Raw genomic sequence first — 15,274 nt, forward strand, 5'->3', positions numbered from 1 at the left:
TTGTATTTATCCGTTGGGTTGGCTGTTAAAAATCCGACATATGCATATTAAGTTTCGGATTGATTGGCTTCTTCGTCCAAAGTTTTCAGCCAAGCCAGTTTTTCACCGATTTTGATTTCCAAACCGCGCGGTACGGGTTGGTAGAAATCCGGTTCGTCTACACCGTCGGGCATATAGCTTTCGCCTGCCGCGTAAGCATGCGGCTCGTCGTGGGCGTAGCGGTAAGCTTTGCCGTAGCCTAGGTTTTCCATCAATTTGGTCGGAGCATTGCGAAGGTGAACCGGTACTTCGTGTGCGCCGTTTTCTTTTACGAAAGCCCGCATCTGGTTGTAGGCTTTATAGCCGGCATTGGATTTTGCCGCTGCCGCCAAATACAGCACGGCTTGAGCCAAGGCCAGTTCGCCTTCGGGTGAGCCGAGCCGCTCATAAGTCGTGGCGGCGTCATTGGCAATTTGCAAGGCGCGCGGGTCGGCCAGGCCGATGTCTTCCCATGCCATTCTGACAATGCGTCGGGAAAGATAGCGGGGATCCGCACCGCCGTCGAGCATGCGGCAAAACCAATATAAGGCTGCGTTTGGGCGGGAGCCGCGAACGGATTTGTGCAATGCGGAAATTTGGTTGTAGAAGCTTTCTCCGCCTTTGTCGAACCGGCGGATTTGCGTGCCTAAGCTGTCGGCGAGAAATTCGGCGGTCAATTCTTTTAAGCCGCGTGTTTGTGCGGCACGCAGCAGCTGTTCTAAAAGATTGAGCATTCTGCGCGCATCGCCGTCTGCCGCGTGAATCAGCAGAGTTTGCGCTTCTTCGTTAACGACAAATTCTCTGTATTCGGGCAGGCGGAGTACCTTTGCAATCAAGAGGCGCATATCTTCTTGGTTGAGCGGTTGCAAGACATAGACTTGTGCGCGACTGAGTAAGGCGGGATTGACTTCGAAAGAAGGATTTTCCGTTGTCGCACCGATAAAGGTGAGCAAACCGCTTTCCACATAAGGCAGAAATGCGTCTTGTTGGGCTTTGTTGAAACGGTGGACTTCATCGACAAATAAAATGGTGGCCTGGCCGTTTTGCAAAGCGACTTGCGCTTTTTCTACCGCTTCCCGAATATCTTTTACGCCTGAAAAAACCGCTGATACGGGCAAGAATTGTGCATTGAAACTTTGGGCGAGAATCCGTGCCAGCGTGGTTTTGCCGACACCCGGAGGCCCCCAAAGCAGCATGGAATGGGGCTTGCCGCTTTCGATGGCAATTCTGAGCGGTTTGCCTGTGCCGACCAAATGCTGCTGACCGATAATTTCATCCAAATCCTGCGGCCGCAGACGCTCTGCCAAAGGGGCATCGGGTTGGCGGCAAAATAAGTCGGTCATCATGGCGGCTTCCTAAAAAATTCAGACGGCCTCCGATTATATAGCCAATCAAATTGCATGAATATCATTCGATATGGATGGCAAGGATTATGCGGTTTCCCCAACAGATTGATGCCGAACCGAAACGCACGGACGGCAACGTAATCATTAGCTTGAATAAGCGGCTTGCGGTACAATATGCGGCATTGTGCCGGTTGCCTCATCCTGCCGTTTCGGCAGTCAGTGCAGTATCGGCTTGTTTTGAAAAACTTTATAGTGCCGACAGGATTCAGACGGCTTGATCAGATATTCGGGAGGCCGTCTGAAAATTATTCAGACCGGTTCGGCTTCAACGCAAAGAAGAAAACAAATCATGAAATACATTAGTACCCGCGGGCAAACCGCCCATAAACCGTTTAGCGAAGTATTACTGATGGGTCTGGCACCCGACGGCGGTTTGATGCTGCCTGAAAGTTATCCGCAAATCAGCCCGGAAACCTTGCAGCAATGGCGCGGTTTGAGCTATCCGGAGCTGGCTTTTGAAATCATGAGTCTGTTTGTAACCGACATTCCGTCTGAAGATTTGCGCGATATTCTCAACCGCACCTACACCGAAGCCGCATTCGGTACGGCGGAAATCACGCCCGTGCGCACGCTTTCGGACGGCATTAAAATCCAAGCATTGTCCAACGGCCCGACTTTGGCATTTAAAGATATGGCTATGCAGTTTCTCGGCAACGCGTTTGAATATGTGTTGGCAAAAGAGGGTAAGCAGTTGAATATTCTCGGCGCTACCAGCGGCGACACCGGTTCGGCGGCCGAGTATGCTTTACGCGGCAAAAAAGGCGTGCATGTGTTTATGTTGTCGCCCGAAGGTAAAATGAGTGCGTTTCAGCGTGCACAGATGTACAGCCTGCAAGACGAAAACATCCATAATATCGCCGTTCACGGTATGTTTGACGACTGCCAAGATATCGTTAAGGCCGTGCAAAACGATGCGGCGTTCAAAGAAAAATACCATATCGGTACGGTAAACTCGATCAATTGGGGCCGCATTGTCGCGCAAGTAGTGTATTACTTTGCCGGTTATTTCAATACAACGCAAAGCAACGAGCAAAAAGTCAGCTTCTGCGTACCGAGCGGTAACTTCGGCAACGTGTGTGCCGGCCACATCGCCCGCCAGATGGGCTTGCCTATCCACCGTTTGATTGTCGCCACCAATGAAAACGATGTATTGGACGAGTTTTTCAAAACCGGCGAATACCGTCCGCGTACGGCCGAGCATACGCATGTTACCTCCAGCCCGTCGATGGACATTTCCAAAGCCTCGAATTTTGAACGCTTCATTTTCGATTTGACCGACCGCGATGCAAGCCAGATTCAGGCTTTGTGGGCGGAAGTCGGTACGGGTAAAGGTTTTGATTTGAATTGGCTTTTGTCGAAAGTGCGCAACCAATACGGCTTCGTTTCAGGTAAGAGCCTGCATCAAGACCGCCTGCGTGTGATTGCCGAAGTTTATCAGACAGACGGCCAATTGGTTGATCCGCATACCGCAGACGGCATCAAAGTGGCGCGTGAAGTCAGAGAGGCAGGCGAATTGATTGTTTGCCTGGAAACGGCATTGGCGGCCAAGTTTGAAGACACGGTTTATGAAGCGGTCGGCAAAGTCGATATTCCCCGTCCGGCAGGTTTGGAGGGTTTGGAATCGTTGCCGCAGCGCGTTCAGGTTGTGCCGAATAATGCGGAAGTGGTTAAAGAAATCATCCGCGAAACGTTGGAAAAATAATCCTAGCAACCTAAATTTTCAGACGGCCTTCGATGGAATCAAGAGGCCGTCTGAAAATCTGCCGGTTGGTCTGCGTGCCTGAAGCAGGCGGGCAGCCGGCAAACCGTAAACATTGTTGTGCAAAGTATTTTTGTTTAAAATAACGTGTTTACTCTAATGTTTAAGAGTATCTATGCCTACACCTAAAGAACAATCCAGTTGGCAGCTTTACCGGCGTTTGTTGGGCTATCTGAAAGATTACTGGAAGATTTTCCTGCTTGCATTATTTTCCATGTTGGTCGTAGCCATAACGATGCCGGCATTCGGTTATCTGCTCAAGCCTTTGATTAATGAAGGCTTTGTGGATAAAAATATGGAAAAAATGGTTTGGCTGCCGATGGCGGTGGTCGGCCTGTTTCTGATTCGCGGCGTGTTCAATTTTATCAACGAATACTGCACAACTTATCTTTCCAGCCATTTGGTTCAACGTCTGCGCGGTGAAATGTTCGGCAAGCTGATGCGGCTGCCGAGCGCATATTTCAGCAATAACGCCAGCGGCAGGGTCATGTCGCGGATTTTGAGCGATGTGAACCAAATCACCGAAGCCGGTTTCAACGTAATTACAGTGTTGGCCAAAGACGGAGTGAGCGTAATCGGCCTGTTTTGCCTGTTGCTGTATTTGGATTGGAAGCTGACTCTGATTACCTTTGCCGTCCTGCCTATGGTTGCCTTAAGCGTGCGCCTGGTCAGCAAGCGTTTGCGCAAACTGTCGCAAAGCAACCAGCTTTATTTGGGGCAGATGATGCAGGTGCTGGGCGAGAGCATAGATGGCGCGCGGGTCGTTAAAGTGTATGGCGGTCAAAAATACGAATGCAACCGCTTCGACAATGTGGCCACACAAGTGCGCCGCAATATCGTCAAACAGGCTTCTGCCAGCTCGTTCGGAACGGGCTTCACCCAGCTGATGGCTTCGATCGCTTTGGCCGTGATTGTTTATATGGCCGCCAATCAAGCCAGCAATACCGATTTCAGTGCCGGCGATTTCATGTCGTTTTTATCCAGCATGATTATGATGTTCGATCCCATCAAGCGGATGACCGGCGTGATGCAGTCTTTGCAGCGCGGGTTGGCGGCTGCGGAAAGCGTATTCGGATTTTTAGACGAGCCGGAGGAAGTGGACGGCGGCTTGCAACGATTGGGCAATAAGCCCGGCGATATTGAATTTGTCGATGTCGTACACCGTTATCCCGAAGCGGAACGCAACAGCTTGAACGGGATCAATCTGACCGTACCGCAAGGCAAAGTGATTGCTTTAGTGGGCGCGTCGGGTTGCGGTAAAACCACGTTGGCCAATATGCTGCCGCGCTTTTTCAATCCTACCGAGGGCGTAGTAAAGATAAGCGGCGTCGATATCCGGGAATACACGTTGGAAAGTCTGCGTGCCCAAATGGCATTGGTCAGTCAAGATGTCGTGCTGTTTAACGGCTCTGTGGCCGGAAATATTGCATACGGTTCTTTAAACAAAGTCAGCGAAGCCGATATTATCGATGCGGCCAAAGCCGCCAACGCTTGGGAATTTATCAAAAATATGCCTCAAGGGCTGCAAACCGAGATCGGCGAAAACGGCTTGAAACTGTCGGGCGGTCAGCGCCAACGCTTGGCGATTGCCCGCGCATTGCTGAAAAACGCACCGATTTTGATTTTAGACGAAGCCACCAGCGCACTGGACAACGAATCGGAGCGCTTGGTTCAGACGGCATTGGAAACGCTGATGCAGAACCGTACCACGATTGTGATCGCCCACCGTTTGTCTACTATCGAAAAAGCCGACAGTATTGTGGTGATGCACGAAGGCAAAGTTGTCGAGCAGGGCACGCATCAAGAACTTTTGGCACGCGGCGGACGCTATGCCGACCTGCACAGCCTGCAATTTGACGGTTGAAGCAACGGCTCTCGGCAAAAGATTTTTCAGACGGCCTTGACAGGCCTGATATTTGAATAGGAACTTAAACAATGGCAGCATTTAATACCCAGAAAGTATTATCCGTTCATCACTGGACAGATGCTTATTTTACTTTTACCTGCACACGCGACGAGAGCCTGCGCTTTGAAAACGGCCAATTTGTGATGGTCGGCCTGATGGTTGACGGCAAACCGCTGATGCGCGCGTACAGCGTGGCCAGTGCAAACTGGGAAGAGCATTTGGAATTTTTCAGTATCAAAGTCCAAAACGGCCCGTTGACCAGCCGTCTGCAGCATTTGAAAGTCGGCGATGAAGTGCTGATCAGCAAAAAACCGACCGGAACATTGATTTGCGGCGATTTAAACCCGGGCAAACACCTGTATCTGTTGAGCACGGGAACAGGCATCGCTCCTTTCCTGAGCATTACCAAAGATCCCGAAGTGTACGAGCAGTTTGAAAAAATCATTCTGGTGCACGGCGTGCGCTACAAGCAGGACTTGGCCTATTACGACCGCTTCACCAAAGAGCTGCCCGAGCATGAGTATCTGGGTGAAATGGTCAAAGAAAAATTGATTTATTATCCGATCGTTTCCCGTGAGGAATATGTTCATCAAGGCCGTTTGACCGATTTGATGACCAGCGGCAAACTGTTTGAAGACATCGGCTTGCCACCCATGAATCCGCAAGACGACCGCGCCATGTTGTGCGGCAGTCCTTCCATGTTGAAAGACACTGCAGCAGTATTGGACAGCTTCGGTTTGAAAGTCTCTCCGAAGATGGGACAGCGCGGCGATTATCTGATCGAACGTGCATTTGTAGAGCAATAAACCGATCTGCCTTTTTGGCAGCGAGGCCGTCTGAAAATTTTCAGACGGCCTCAAATTTTCAGACGGCCTCAAATTTTCAGACGGCCTCAAATTTTCAGACGGCCTCAAATTTTCAGACGGCCTCAAATTTTCAGACGGCCTCAAATTTTCAGACGGCCTCAAATTTTCAGACGGCCTCAAATTTTCAGACGGCCTCAAATTTTCAGACGGCCTCAAATTTTCAGACGGCCTCAAATTTTCAGACGGCCTCAAATTTTCAGACGGCCTCAAATTTTCAGACGGCCTCAAATTTTCAGACGGCCTCAAATTTTCAGACGGCCTCAAATTTTCAGACGGCCTCAAATTTTCAGACGGCCTCAAATTTTCAGACGGCCTCAAATTTTCAGACGGCCTCAAATTTTCAGACGGCCTTAAAATTTTCCCGCCCGCCTGTTTTGTAGACAATCGGTATGTTTTGAAATCGGGTGTAAAATAAATTCGGGTATAATACCCGGTTTCAAAATGAATGTTCATGCGGTAAAACTTTGTGGGAAAACATGATGTTGTCGTTGCAATAGGTTGAAGGCCGTCTGAAAAATAAAAGAATATGAATAGTTTGATGACTTTGGCGATGGTGTTGACGCCGCTGTTTTTGGGATTCTTTATCCGCTTGCCCAAAGCTTATCTGCCGGCTGTGGATAGGTTGCTGACGGTGTTGGTGTACATGATTTTGGCTTTAATCGGCGTCTCTCTGTCGCGTGTTGAGAATTTGGGCGGGCAGATCCAAACGATAGCCGGTGCGGCGGTTTTGTTGTTTGTGTGTGTGATCGGCATGAATCTGTCGGTATTGATGTGGTTCGACCGGCGTTATCCATGGCAGACTTCGGGGGGCGGGAAAAAATCCAGAGTCAGTGTTGCGGGCAGCATCAAACAGATGGGCTGTGTGGTTTCGGGTTTTGCATTAGGTGTGGTTTTGCCTGAGTTTTTATTGCCGCCTGAAAATTTGGGTACGTATTGCCTGATGTTGATGGTGTTGTTGGTCGGTGTGCAGTTGAGCAGCAGCGGTGTCCGTTTGCGGCAGGTGTTGGTCAATAAACGCGGTGTGCAAACCAGTATCGGCATTATTTTGTCTTCATTGGCGGGCGGGTTGCTGTTTTCCGCTTTGATGCCCGGTGTTTCTTGGATAAAAGGTTTGGCTTTGGCATCGGGCTTCGGTTGGTATTCGCTGTCGGGCATCGTGATGACGGAGGCTTACGGGCCGGTGTGGGGCAGTGTGGCTTTGTTAAACGATTTGTCGCGCGAGTTTTTTGCTTTGGTTTTTATTCCGATTTTGATGAGACGTTATCCGAGTGCGGCGGTCGGTGTGGGCGGGGCGACAAGTATGGATTTTACGTTGCCGGTGATTCAAAGTGCGGGCGGTTTGCAGGTCGTGCCGTTGGCCATCAGTTTCGGCTTTATTGTTAATGTTATTGCGCCGTTTTTAATGGTTGTTTTTTCTTCGCTGCGCTTTTAAGCTTGATACTGCCTTGCAGGTATCGGATAATTTTGGCAGAATATCATAAAATTATGATATAAATAAAAGAATTCAATTATGCCGCCACGCATACAAAGACACGAAAAAATCATTGCCTTGGTTCGCGAGCATAACTTTATGCCGATCGAACAGCTTGCCCGGGAATTGGATGTTACGCCGCAGACGATCCGTCGCGACATCAACCAGTTGTGCGAGGAAAATATCCTGCGCCGTTATCATGGCGGCGCTACATTGGGCGAGGGTTTGGAAAACGATGATTTTCAAAGCCATAAAGTCAAACTGCAAACTGAAAAAGCGCATATTGCCGATTTGGTTGCGTCGCATATTCCTGATAATGCTTCATTGTTTTTAAGTATCGGTACGACTATTGAAGCGGTTGCTATGGCTTTGATTAAAAAGCGTAAAAACCTTTGTATTATCACCAATAACATTCATGTTGCCTCTATTGTTTCCGGCCGCAGCGATTACAATGTATTGATTACGTCGGGTGTGGTCCGTCCTATCGACGGCGGGGTAACGGGTGTGGCAACGGTGGATTTTATTAATCAGTTTAAAGTCGATTATGCGGTTTTGAGTGCGTCGGGTATCGAGCAGGACGGTTCGTTGTTGGATTTCGATTATAAAGAAGTCAGTGTGATGCAGGCGATGATGGCCAATGCGCGTTTGCGTTATTTGGCGGTGGATCATACTAAATTCGGCCGTAATGCTTTGGTGCGTATGGGAGATATGACGGAATTTAATGCGGTGTTTACCGACCGTGTTCCGAGTGATGCGGTGTGTAAGCGTTTGCAGGAAGCCGGTGTGCCTTGGTATGTTGCCGAAGAATAAGGCTCGGATTGATATATAGAAAAAGGCCGTCTGAAATTTTCAGACGGCTTTTTTTGTGCCGGCATTTATTTTTTTATCTGTACGGCTGAAACTTTGATTTCGACGCCCCAGTCGGGATTGGCCAGTTTGGCTTCGACGCAGGCACGGGCGGGGGCGTGGCCGGGTGCGACCCAAGCGTCCCATGCTTCGTTCATGGCTTGATAGTTGTTTAAGTCGGGCAGAAAAATGGTGGCTTCCAAGATATGTTTTTTATCCGAGCCGCACTCGGCCAGCCATTTGTCGATTTGGGCCAGTACATCGCGGGTTTGTTCGGCTACGTCGACATCGGTATTTTCGGGAACCATGCCTGATAGGAAAACGAATCCGTTGGCAACGGTGGCTTCTGAAAGACGGTGTGCTTGTCCGAAATATTGAACGCTCATTTCTATATCCTTCGTTTGGGTTTGTCGTGGTTGATAAGGTATTTATGGTAACATAGCTGCCGCCGAAACAGCGCTGCTTTGCTGTTTCGGCTTATGTGTTCCGGTATTTTGTCTTGCTGAGGTAGATTTTAAAAAGCGGCCGGGCAGATTTTTCTTTTTCTTTTTTCAGACGGCCTTATGAGTAAATCAGATTATCCGGTTACGACCGCCATACGTTTTTTAAGGGCGCACGGCATCGATTTCGAACCCAAGCTTTATGAGTATGTCGAACACGGCGGAACGGCTCAATCGGCTTTGTGTTTGGGTGTGGACGAGCATCATGTGGTCAAAACAATTGTTCTGCAAAACGAACAGAAAAAAGGCATGATTGTGTTGATGCACGGCGACAAGCAGATTTCGACCCGTAATTTGGCGCGCGAATTGGGTATGAAACATATCGAGCCTGCCGATCCGAAACAGGCAAACAAGTGGACGGGTTTTTTGGTGGGCGGTACCAGTCCGTTTGGCACGAAAACCGTGCTTCCGGTTTATGTGGAACATACGGTTTGGGATTTGGATACGATTTATATCAACGGCGGTAAGCGCGGCTTTTTGGTGGCGGTGTCGCCCGAGGCTTTGAAGGCGTTGAATCCGCAAAGCGTGAATGTGGCAACCGATGCCTAGGCTTCTACCGGTAGCGGAATATTCAGACGGCCTTTTGCCTGATGTTGCATAGGCCGTCTGAAATAATAAGGATGTTGGATTTATGATTTATTTAATGATCAGTATTTTGTGCAGCGTTTCGGTATCGGTGTTGCTGAAGGTTGCGCGCAGTAAGAAAATCGATATCGAGCAGGCGGTCGGTGTGAATTATATTGTGGCGATCGCGCTGTGTATGTTGGTTTTGAAGCCTGATTTGGGGGCGTGGCAGAAATTGCTGCCGACTTGGTGGGTGTTTGCGGCTTTGGGTGTTTTGCTGCCTTCGGTGTTTGTGGTTATGGGACGGGCGGTGGCTCAGGCCGGGATTGTGAAGTCTGATGCGGCGCAGCGGTTGTCGCTGTTTTTACCGATTACCGCTTCTTTTCTGATTTTCGGTGAAACGCTGACGCAGGGGCGCATTATCGGAATTGCTTTGGCTTTTGTTGCTTTGTTTTGTTTGTTGTGGAAAGAAGGCGGTGGAAAAAAGTCGGACAGTCTGATCAAGGAAGCCGGTTTGCTGCTGGGCGTGTGGCTGGGTTACGGCGTGATCGATATTCTGTTTAAGCAGTTGGCCAAAAGCGGTTCGGCGTTGTCGGGAAGTTTGTTGGTGGCGTTTTGTTTGTCGGCCGTGTTGATGTTCGGTTATCTGTTTTACAAAGGCAGCAAGTGGAATATGGCCGGTGTGTTGGGCGGCGTGGTGTTGGGTGCGCTCAATTTTGCCAATATTCTGACTTATATTTGGGCACATCGGGCTATGAGTGAAAATCCGACTCTGGTGTTTGCCGGGATGAATATCGGTGTGATTGTGTTGGGTACGCTGGTGGGAGCGGCTGTATTTAAGGAAAAAGTCAGCACGATCAATGCGGCAGGAATTGTGATCGCGGTTTGTGCGATTATTTGCCTGTTTTATTGGAGCAGTATAGCGCCGTTGTTTCGGGTGTTCGGTATATAAACGCTGAAGCAGGGCCGGTCTCGGAAATGTATAAAAAACACTTGGCATGGAAAGCCAAGTGTTTTTTATTTGCGCTTATCGGTTTGGAATGGGATTCGGCTGGTGTTTAACGGTAAGGCCGTCTGAATTTTTATCAGCAAATCCAATCAACCGGGTTTGCCGTCCGCGCGTGCGGAGAGCAGCCAAGGGGCGTAACGCCAAGCGTAAAGCAGCAGTGAAACGGCAAATAAAGCGGCCGACAAACGGATGCTGTGCGTATAAGCGGTTCCGCTTGTGAATGCGGCCAAAGCGCGTACCAGTGTGGCGGCGAGCATCAGTAGAAATGCTGGCGGCATGGTTTTGGGAGCGGGGTAGATAGTACGGCCGGTGTGTCCGAGTGCGGTTCGGGCCATCATGCCCACGGTAAGCAGACCGATACCGCCGACGCCGATTAGATGTACGCCGAGGCTCATATAAGCGGGCATCCATTGTGCGAAACCGAAAACGGTAAGTCCGGCGGCCGTGAAGCCGTAACCGGCAAACAGTACCCACAGCATGGGTTCGCGCAATACGCCGCGGTGCCACCAACGGAAAATCTGAATAAAGTTGATGATGCCTGCGGCCAGTGCGGCAAGCGCGGCAATGGTCGGGGCAGTGTGCAGCATGGTTAAGACGGCAGTCAGCATGGGTAAAACCAATGCCGACAGCGCCACCCACATCGGGCTGCCGACTTGGGGGATATTCAAACGTTTGGCCGTGAAGAAAGGCATAATGCGCATACCGACCAAGCCGATAAATCCGGCAACCATAATGAGCCCCGAAAATAAGCCGTTTAGCAGTTCTGCGGCTTGGAACGGGTATAGGAAGAGATGGAAGACGGCATGGGTCAAGCCGAATAGGAACAGGGCGGCAACGGCAATATAGTTACGGCTGTTTTTGCTGCGGATAACCGGAATGGCCATACAGACTGATGCAGCCCAGAAAAATAATGTGCCGGCTATGCCGCTGATGACGGTGTAGCCTGAAAAGAAAACGGTTATGCGTGCAACAAGCCATAATGCCGCCAACCCGGCGAGGGCAGCGCCGCGTGTCGGCGGCTGTTGTGTCCATGTGGCTACTGCGGTCAGCAGAAAGGCAACGATAACGGCACCGGCATAGCCCCAAATCATTTCGTGGGCATGCCAGTAAAAGGAAGGAAGGGCTGCTGTACCTTGATAGCCGAAGCCCCAAAGTAAAATGGACAGCGCTCCGTAGAGTGCGGCAAGCAGATAGAGCGGCCGGAAGGCGAATGCCCAAACGGGCTGCTTGAACAGCGTAGTCATAATGGTTCCTTTTGCGCTTTATGGGTGGGGTAGGGTAAGGAGAAGCGGGCGTCCAGTCAGTCCAATAATGCCTGTGCAGCCGGAAACAGTTCGCGTTCTTCAAAGCGGACGTGGTCCCGCAATGTTTGGGCAAATTCGGTATTCCATGCGCTGTTGCCGTGCTCGGGAGAGGCCGCCATTTCGCGCAGTTTTCGGTGGTCGGATTCGAAACGCTGTTGCAGCTTGGGATCGAGCAGGTGCCAAATGCCGTCAAACTGCTCTTCTTCGCTTTCAAAGTGTTTCAATAAATCGGGAATATGGGCTTCGATGTCGTCTTGGTGACTTTCAGACGGCGTTCTCAATATGCGTACGCATAGGGCGAGCGAATGATGGTGTTCGCGTGAACGCTCTTGAAGTACGGGGTGTCTTTTCAGCGGTTTCATGATTAAAATAATAATGTCAGGGTAGTCGGTTTTTAAAGTTTCATATATTATGAAACTTATGGCGGTATGAAGTCAAACAGTCTGTCTGTTTTTGTTTAACCCGCTGAAATAATTTTAAAAAACGTAGGTGAAGTGTGTTATGTATCTGACCCAACATACGGATTATGGTTTGCGGGTATTGATTTATATGGCGATTAACGATGATGCCTTGGTCAATATCAGCGAAATTGCCGATGCGTATAAAATTTCCAAAAGTCATCTGATGAAAGTGGTAACGGCGTTGGTAAAAGGCGGTTTTGTAGAGAGTATCCGCGGTAAAGGCGGTGGTTTGCGCTTGGGAAAACCGGCGCGTCAAATCAGCGTGGGGGCGGTGGTGCGTTATATGGAGCCGATGAAGTTGGTCGAGTGTATGTCGGAAGACGACAAATGCCTGATTACGCAAAATTGCCGTTTGGCCGGCGTATTGAGCGGCAGCATTAAGGCGTTTTTAAATTATCTCGACAGTTTTACTTTGGAAGATTTGGTTAATAAGCCGACCTACGATTTGCTGTATACGCCCAAAGTGGTTGTGGAAGAAGAGCAGGTTTGATATCGGATTGGAATATATAATCAAGGCCGTCTGAAAAATCAGCTGAATTTTCAGACAGCCTTTAATATATATATTGAATCAGGTAATATATATATTGAATCAGGTTGTTACTGATACGGGTAAGACAAAGGTCTGCCCGATTTTTTCTGCTTCAGATAATCGTCAAAGATCTCGCGAACTTCGCGGCGCAGTAAAAACAACGCAATTAAGTTCGGTATAACCATAAAGCCGTTAAACATATCCGACAAACTCCATACGAAATCCACTTTTCCGAGCGTGCCCAATACAATCGCCGTCAACACCATCAGGCGGTAAACGCCCAGATATCTGCCTTTGAACAGGTAGCGGATGTTTGATTCTCCAAAGTAATACCAGCCGATGATGGTGGTAAAAGCGAAAAAAGTCAGGCATACGGCGAGCAGTTTCTGCCCTGTGGTGCCGAACGCAATATTGAACGCTTCCTGAGTAACTGCCGCGCCTTGCAGGCCGAGCGAATCGGCTTTGGTCAGCAAAATAATCAAAGCAGTGGCCGTGCAGACTAAAATCGTGTCGATAAACACACCGATAAAAGCAGCCATGCCCTGTTGAACCGGATGTTTGACATCGGCTGCGGCGTGGGCATGCGGCGTCGAGCCCATGCCTGCTTCATTGGAAAACAGGCCGCGGGCAACACCGAAGCGGACGGCTTCTTTCATGCCGATACCGGCCAGTCCGCCGCCCAATGCAGCAGGGTTGAAAGCGGCAATGAAAATGTGTTCCAAAGTCGGAATAATCTGTTCGGAAAACTGCCATAAAATAATGACGGCACACAAAATATAAAGTACGGCCATAAACGGTACGACAAACTGGGTAACCGCCGCAATCCGGTTGATGCCGCCGACAATAATCAGACCGGCTAAAGCCGCCACTGCCAAGCCTACCCACAAAGGCTCGACCGCAAAAGCAACCGTTGCCGCGGAAGCAATCGAATTTGATTGCGTGGCATTGCCGATAAAGCCGAGTGCAAGAATAATCGCGACGGCAAATACACCGGCCAGTATCCGTGCAGGTTTGCCGCCGATTTTACCGGATAAGCCGTAAGTAATATAAAAAGCCGGGCCGCCGACGTATTTGCCGTTAACGTTTACGCGGTATTTTTGTGCCAAAACCGCTTCGGAAAAAATCGTACCCATGCCCAACAGCGCCGACAGCCACATCCAAAAAACCGCCCCCGGCCCGCCGGCCGTAATGGCGGTAGCGACGCCGGCTACGTTGCCTGTACCGATTTGGGCGGATACGGCAACGGCCAGCGCTTGGAATTGCGATAGCGATTGCCCGTTTTTTTCAGACGGCCTGTTCTTTTGAAACAGTCCGCCGAATACAGTGCGTAAAGCCGTACCGAATTTGGTGATTTGCGGTAAGCCGAGATAAAAACTGAAAAACAGTCCCATGCCGAGCAGGGCGTAAATCAGCAGATAATCCCACAAAACCGTATTGATAATGCCGACGGCATTGGTCAGCATGGTGTCCATAGCGTTGTCCTTTTATTGAAAAGCGGGTTTTGAAATTTCAACTTGTTGAAATTCAGACGGCCTGAAAATCTGCTTGCTCCCATTTTTGATGTCCGAAATGGTATTGAATGCTAATTTAGTTACAGAATTATACGTTTGATACAGTAATTTTAACGTTGAATGGTAACAAAATTTCAATTAAATGTTAATAGAGTAAGGCTTTTTCAGACTCGGAAAGCAGCAGGGGCATACTTTTTAAGGCGGCTTTTCTTATGGTAAAATCGCGCTTTATATTGATTGACTACCCGTATTACCGGGCGGTGCGTAAGTAAGGAAAATACATGGCAGGTCATAGTAAATGGGCGAATATCCGCCACAAAAAAGAACGTCAGGATGCCAAACGCGGTAAGATTTTTACCCGTTTGATTAAAGAAATTACCGTTGCGGCCAAAATGGGCGGCGGCGATCCCGCTTCCAATCCGCGTCTGCGTTTGGCGATGGACAAAGCTTTCGACAACAATATGCCGAAAGACAATATCCAACGCGCTATCGACAAAGGCACAGGCAATCTGGAGGGCGTGGAATACATCGAATTGCGTTATGAAGGCTACGGTATTGGCGGTGCGGCGCTGATGGTGGATTGCCTGACCGACAACAAAACCCGTACCGTTGCCGATGTACGTCATGCATTCAATAAAAACGGCGGCAACTTAGGTACGGACGGCTGTGTGGCATTTAACTTCGTGCATCAAGGCTATCTGCTGTTTGCGCCGGGTGTGGATGAAGATGCGTTGATGGAAGCGGCATTGGAAGCCGGTGCGGAAGATGTGGTAACCAATGACGACGGTTCTTTGGAAGTGATTACCGCGCCGAACGATTGGGCAGGCATCAAGAGTGCTTTGGAAGAGGCAGGCTTTAAATCCGAAGACGGCGATGTAACCATGCGCGCGCAAAACGAAACCGAGTTGAGTGGTGAAGATGCCGAAAAAATGCAGAAGTTGATTGACGCTTTGGAAGATTTGGACGACGTTCAAGACGTTTATACTTCCGCCGTGCTGAATCTGGATTGATTTTCAGACGGCCTGTAGTAAAACGGTCCCTGCCGCAACGGATAAAACCGCGCCGGCAGGGATATTTTTATACCCCTGAAATATCGGGATTGGGTTTGTTGGTAACTCAAAATA

At 49.5% G+C, this 15,274-nt stretch carries 15 protein-coding genes; 10 read left to right on the forward strand and 5 right to left on the reverse strand.

The annotated features are described in order from the left end of the window. Nucleotides 1-47 precede the first annotated feature (47 nt). Entirely contained in the window at nt 48-1,361 is a 1,314-nt protein-coding gene (locus tag EL309_RS09705; protein WP_004285477.1) for a replication-associated recombination protein A, read from the reverse strand. A gap of 89 nt (nt 1,362-1,450) precedes the next feature. Between EL309_RS09705 and EL309_RS09710 the strand changes: the two genes are divergently transcribed. The 6 genes from EL309_RS09710 to EL309_RS09735 all read left to right on the forward strand — a co-directional run bounded on the left by EL309_RS09710 (nt 1,451) and on the right by EL309_RS09735 (nt 8,236). Then, complete coding sequence (locus tag EL309_RS09710; RefSeq protein ID WP_004284858.1) at nt 1,451-1,642, forward strand: hypothetical protein; 192 nt, start codon at nt 1,451-1,453, stop codon at nt 1,640-1,642. A 71-nt stretch (nt 1,643-1,713) separates the two neighbouring features. Beyond that, nucleotides 1,714-3,126, forward strand: a complete 1,413-nt coding sequence (gene thrC, locus EL309_RS09715; protein WP_004284859.1) for a threonine synthase — start codon at nt 1,714-1,716, stop codon at nt 3,124-3,126. 172 nt (nt 3,127-3,298) lie between these two features. Beyond that, a complete protein-coding gene (gene msbA, locus EL309_RS09720; protein WP_004284860.1) occupies nt 3,299-5,047 on the forward strand; it encodes a lipid A export permease/ATP-binding protein MsbA in 1,749 nt (582 codons plus the stop codon). 71 nt (nt 5,048-5,118) lie between these two features. Next, complete coding sequence (locus EL309_RS09725; protein WP_004284861.1) at nt 5,119-5,895, forward strand: ferredoxin--NADP reductase; 777 nt, start codon at nt 5,119-5,121, stop codon at nt 5,893-5,895. 586 nt (nt 5,896-6,481) lie between these two features. Further along, entirely contained in the window at nt 6,482-7,387 is a 906-nt protein-coding gene (locus tag EL309_RS09730) for a lysine exporter LysO family protein (protein ID WP_004285015.1), read from the forward strand. Between the two features lie 78 nt (nt 7,388-7,465). Beyond that, entirely contained in the window at nt 7,466-8,236 is a 771-nt protein-coding gene (locus EL309_RS09735; protein ID WP_004285014.1) for a DeoR/GlpR family DNA-binding transcription regulator, read from the forward strand. A gap of 65 nt (nt 8,237-8,301) precedes the next feature. On the opposite strand, the gene EL309_RS09740 is transcribed toward EL309_RS09735, so the two are convergent. Beyond that, nucleotides 8,302-8,658: a RidA family protein gene (locus tag EL309_RS09740; RefSeq protein WP_004285370.1), complete on the reverse strand. Its 357-nt coding sequence runs from the start codon at nt 8,656-8,658 to the stop codon at nt 8,302-8,304. 177 nt (nt 8,659-8,835) lie between these two features. Here EL309_RS09740 and ybaK point away from each other — a divergent pair, with 177 nt between their 5' ends. Together ybaK and EL309_RS09750 are read left to right on the forward strand one after the other, a co-directional pair. Continuing rightward, nucleotides 8,836-9,321 (forward strand): Cys-tRNA(Pro) deacylase, encoded by a 486-nt coding sequence (gene ybaK, locus EL309_RS09745; protein WP_004285012.1) that lies wholly within the window; start codon nt 8,836-8,838, stop codon nt 9,319-9,321. Nucleotides 9,322-9,403: 82 nt separating this feature from the next. Next, a complete protein-coding gene (locus EL309_RS09750) occupies nt 9,404-10,288 on the forward strand; it encodes a DMT family transporter (RefSeq protein WP_004285011.1) in 885 nt (294 codons plus the stop codon). 146 nt (nt 10,289-10,434) lie between these two features. Here the strand turns inward: EL309_RS09750 and EL309_RS09755 are convergent, their stop codons facing one another. Together EL309_RS09755 and EL309_RS09760 are read right to left on the reverse strand one after the other, a co-directional pair. Next, nucleotides 10,435-11,589, reverse strand: a complete 1,155-nt coding sequence (locus EL309_RS09755) for an NnrS family protein (protein WP_004285009.1) — start codon at nt 11,587-11,589, stop codon at nt 10,435-10,437. 56 nt (nt 11,590-11,645) lie between these two features. Continuing rightward, a complete protein-coding gene (locus EL309_RS09760; protein ID WP_036494237.1) occupies nt 11,646-12,011 on the reverse strand; it encodes a hypothetical protein in 366 nt (121 codons plus the stop codon). Nucleotides 12,012-12,150: 139 nt separating this feature from the next. Between EL309_RS09760 and EL309_RS09765 the strand changes: the two genes are divergently transcribed. After that, entirely contained in the window at nt 12,151-12,600 is a 450-nt protein-coding gene (locus EL309_RS09765) for an Rrf2 family transcriptional regulator (RefSeq protein WP_004285007.1), read from the forward strand. A gap of 107 nt (nt 12,601-12,707) precedes the next feature. On the opposite strand, the gene EL309_RS09770 is transcribed toward EL309_RS09765, so the two are convergent. Further along, nucleotides 12,708-14,111 (reverse strand): alanine/glycine:cation symporter family protein, encoded by a 1,404-nt coding sequence (locus EL309_RS09770; RefSeq protein ID WP_004285006.1) that lies wholly within the window; start codon nt 14,109-14,111, stop codon nt 12,708-12,710. 320 nt (nt 14,112-14,431) lie between these two features. On the opposite strand from EL309_RS09770, the gene EL309_RS09775 reads away from it, so the two are divergent. Continuing rightward, nucleotides 14,432-15,160 (forward strand): YebC/PmpR family DNA-binding transcriptional regulator, encoded by a 729-nt coding sequence (locus EL309_RS09775; RefSeq protein WP_004285004.1) that lies wholly within the window; start codon nt 14,432-14,434, stop codon nt 15,158-15,160. Nucleotides 15,161-15,274 lie beyond the last annotated feature (114 nt).

The organism is Neisseria weaveri, assembly GCF_900638685.1.
In the GTDB taxonomy this organism is placed as follows: domain Bacteria; phylum Pseudomonadota; class Gammaproteobacteria; order Burkholderiales; family Neisseriaceae; genus Neisseria; species Neisseria weaveri.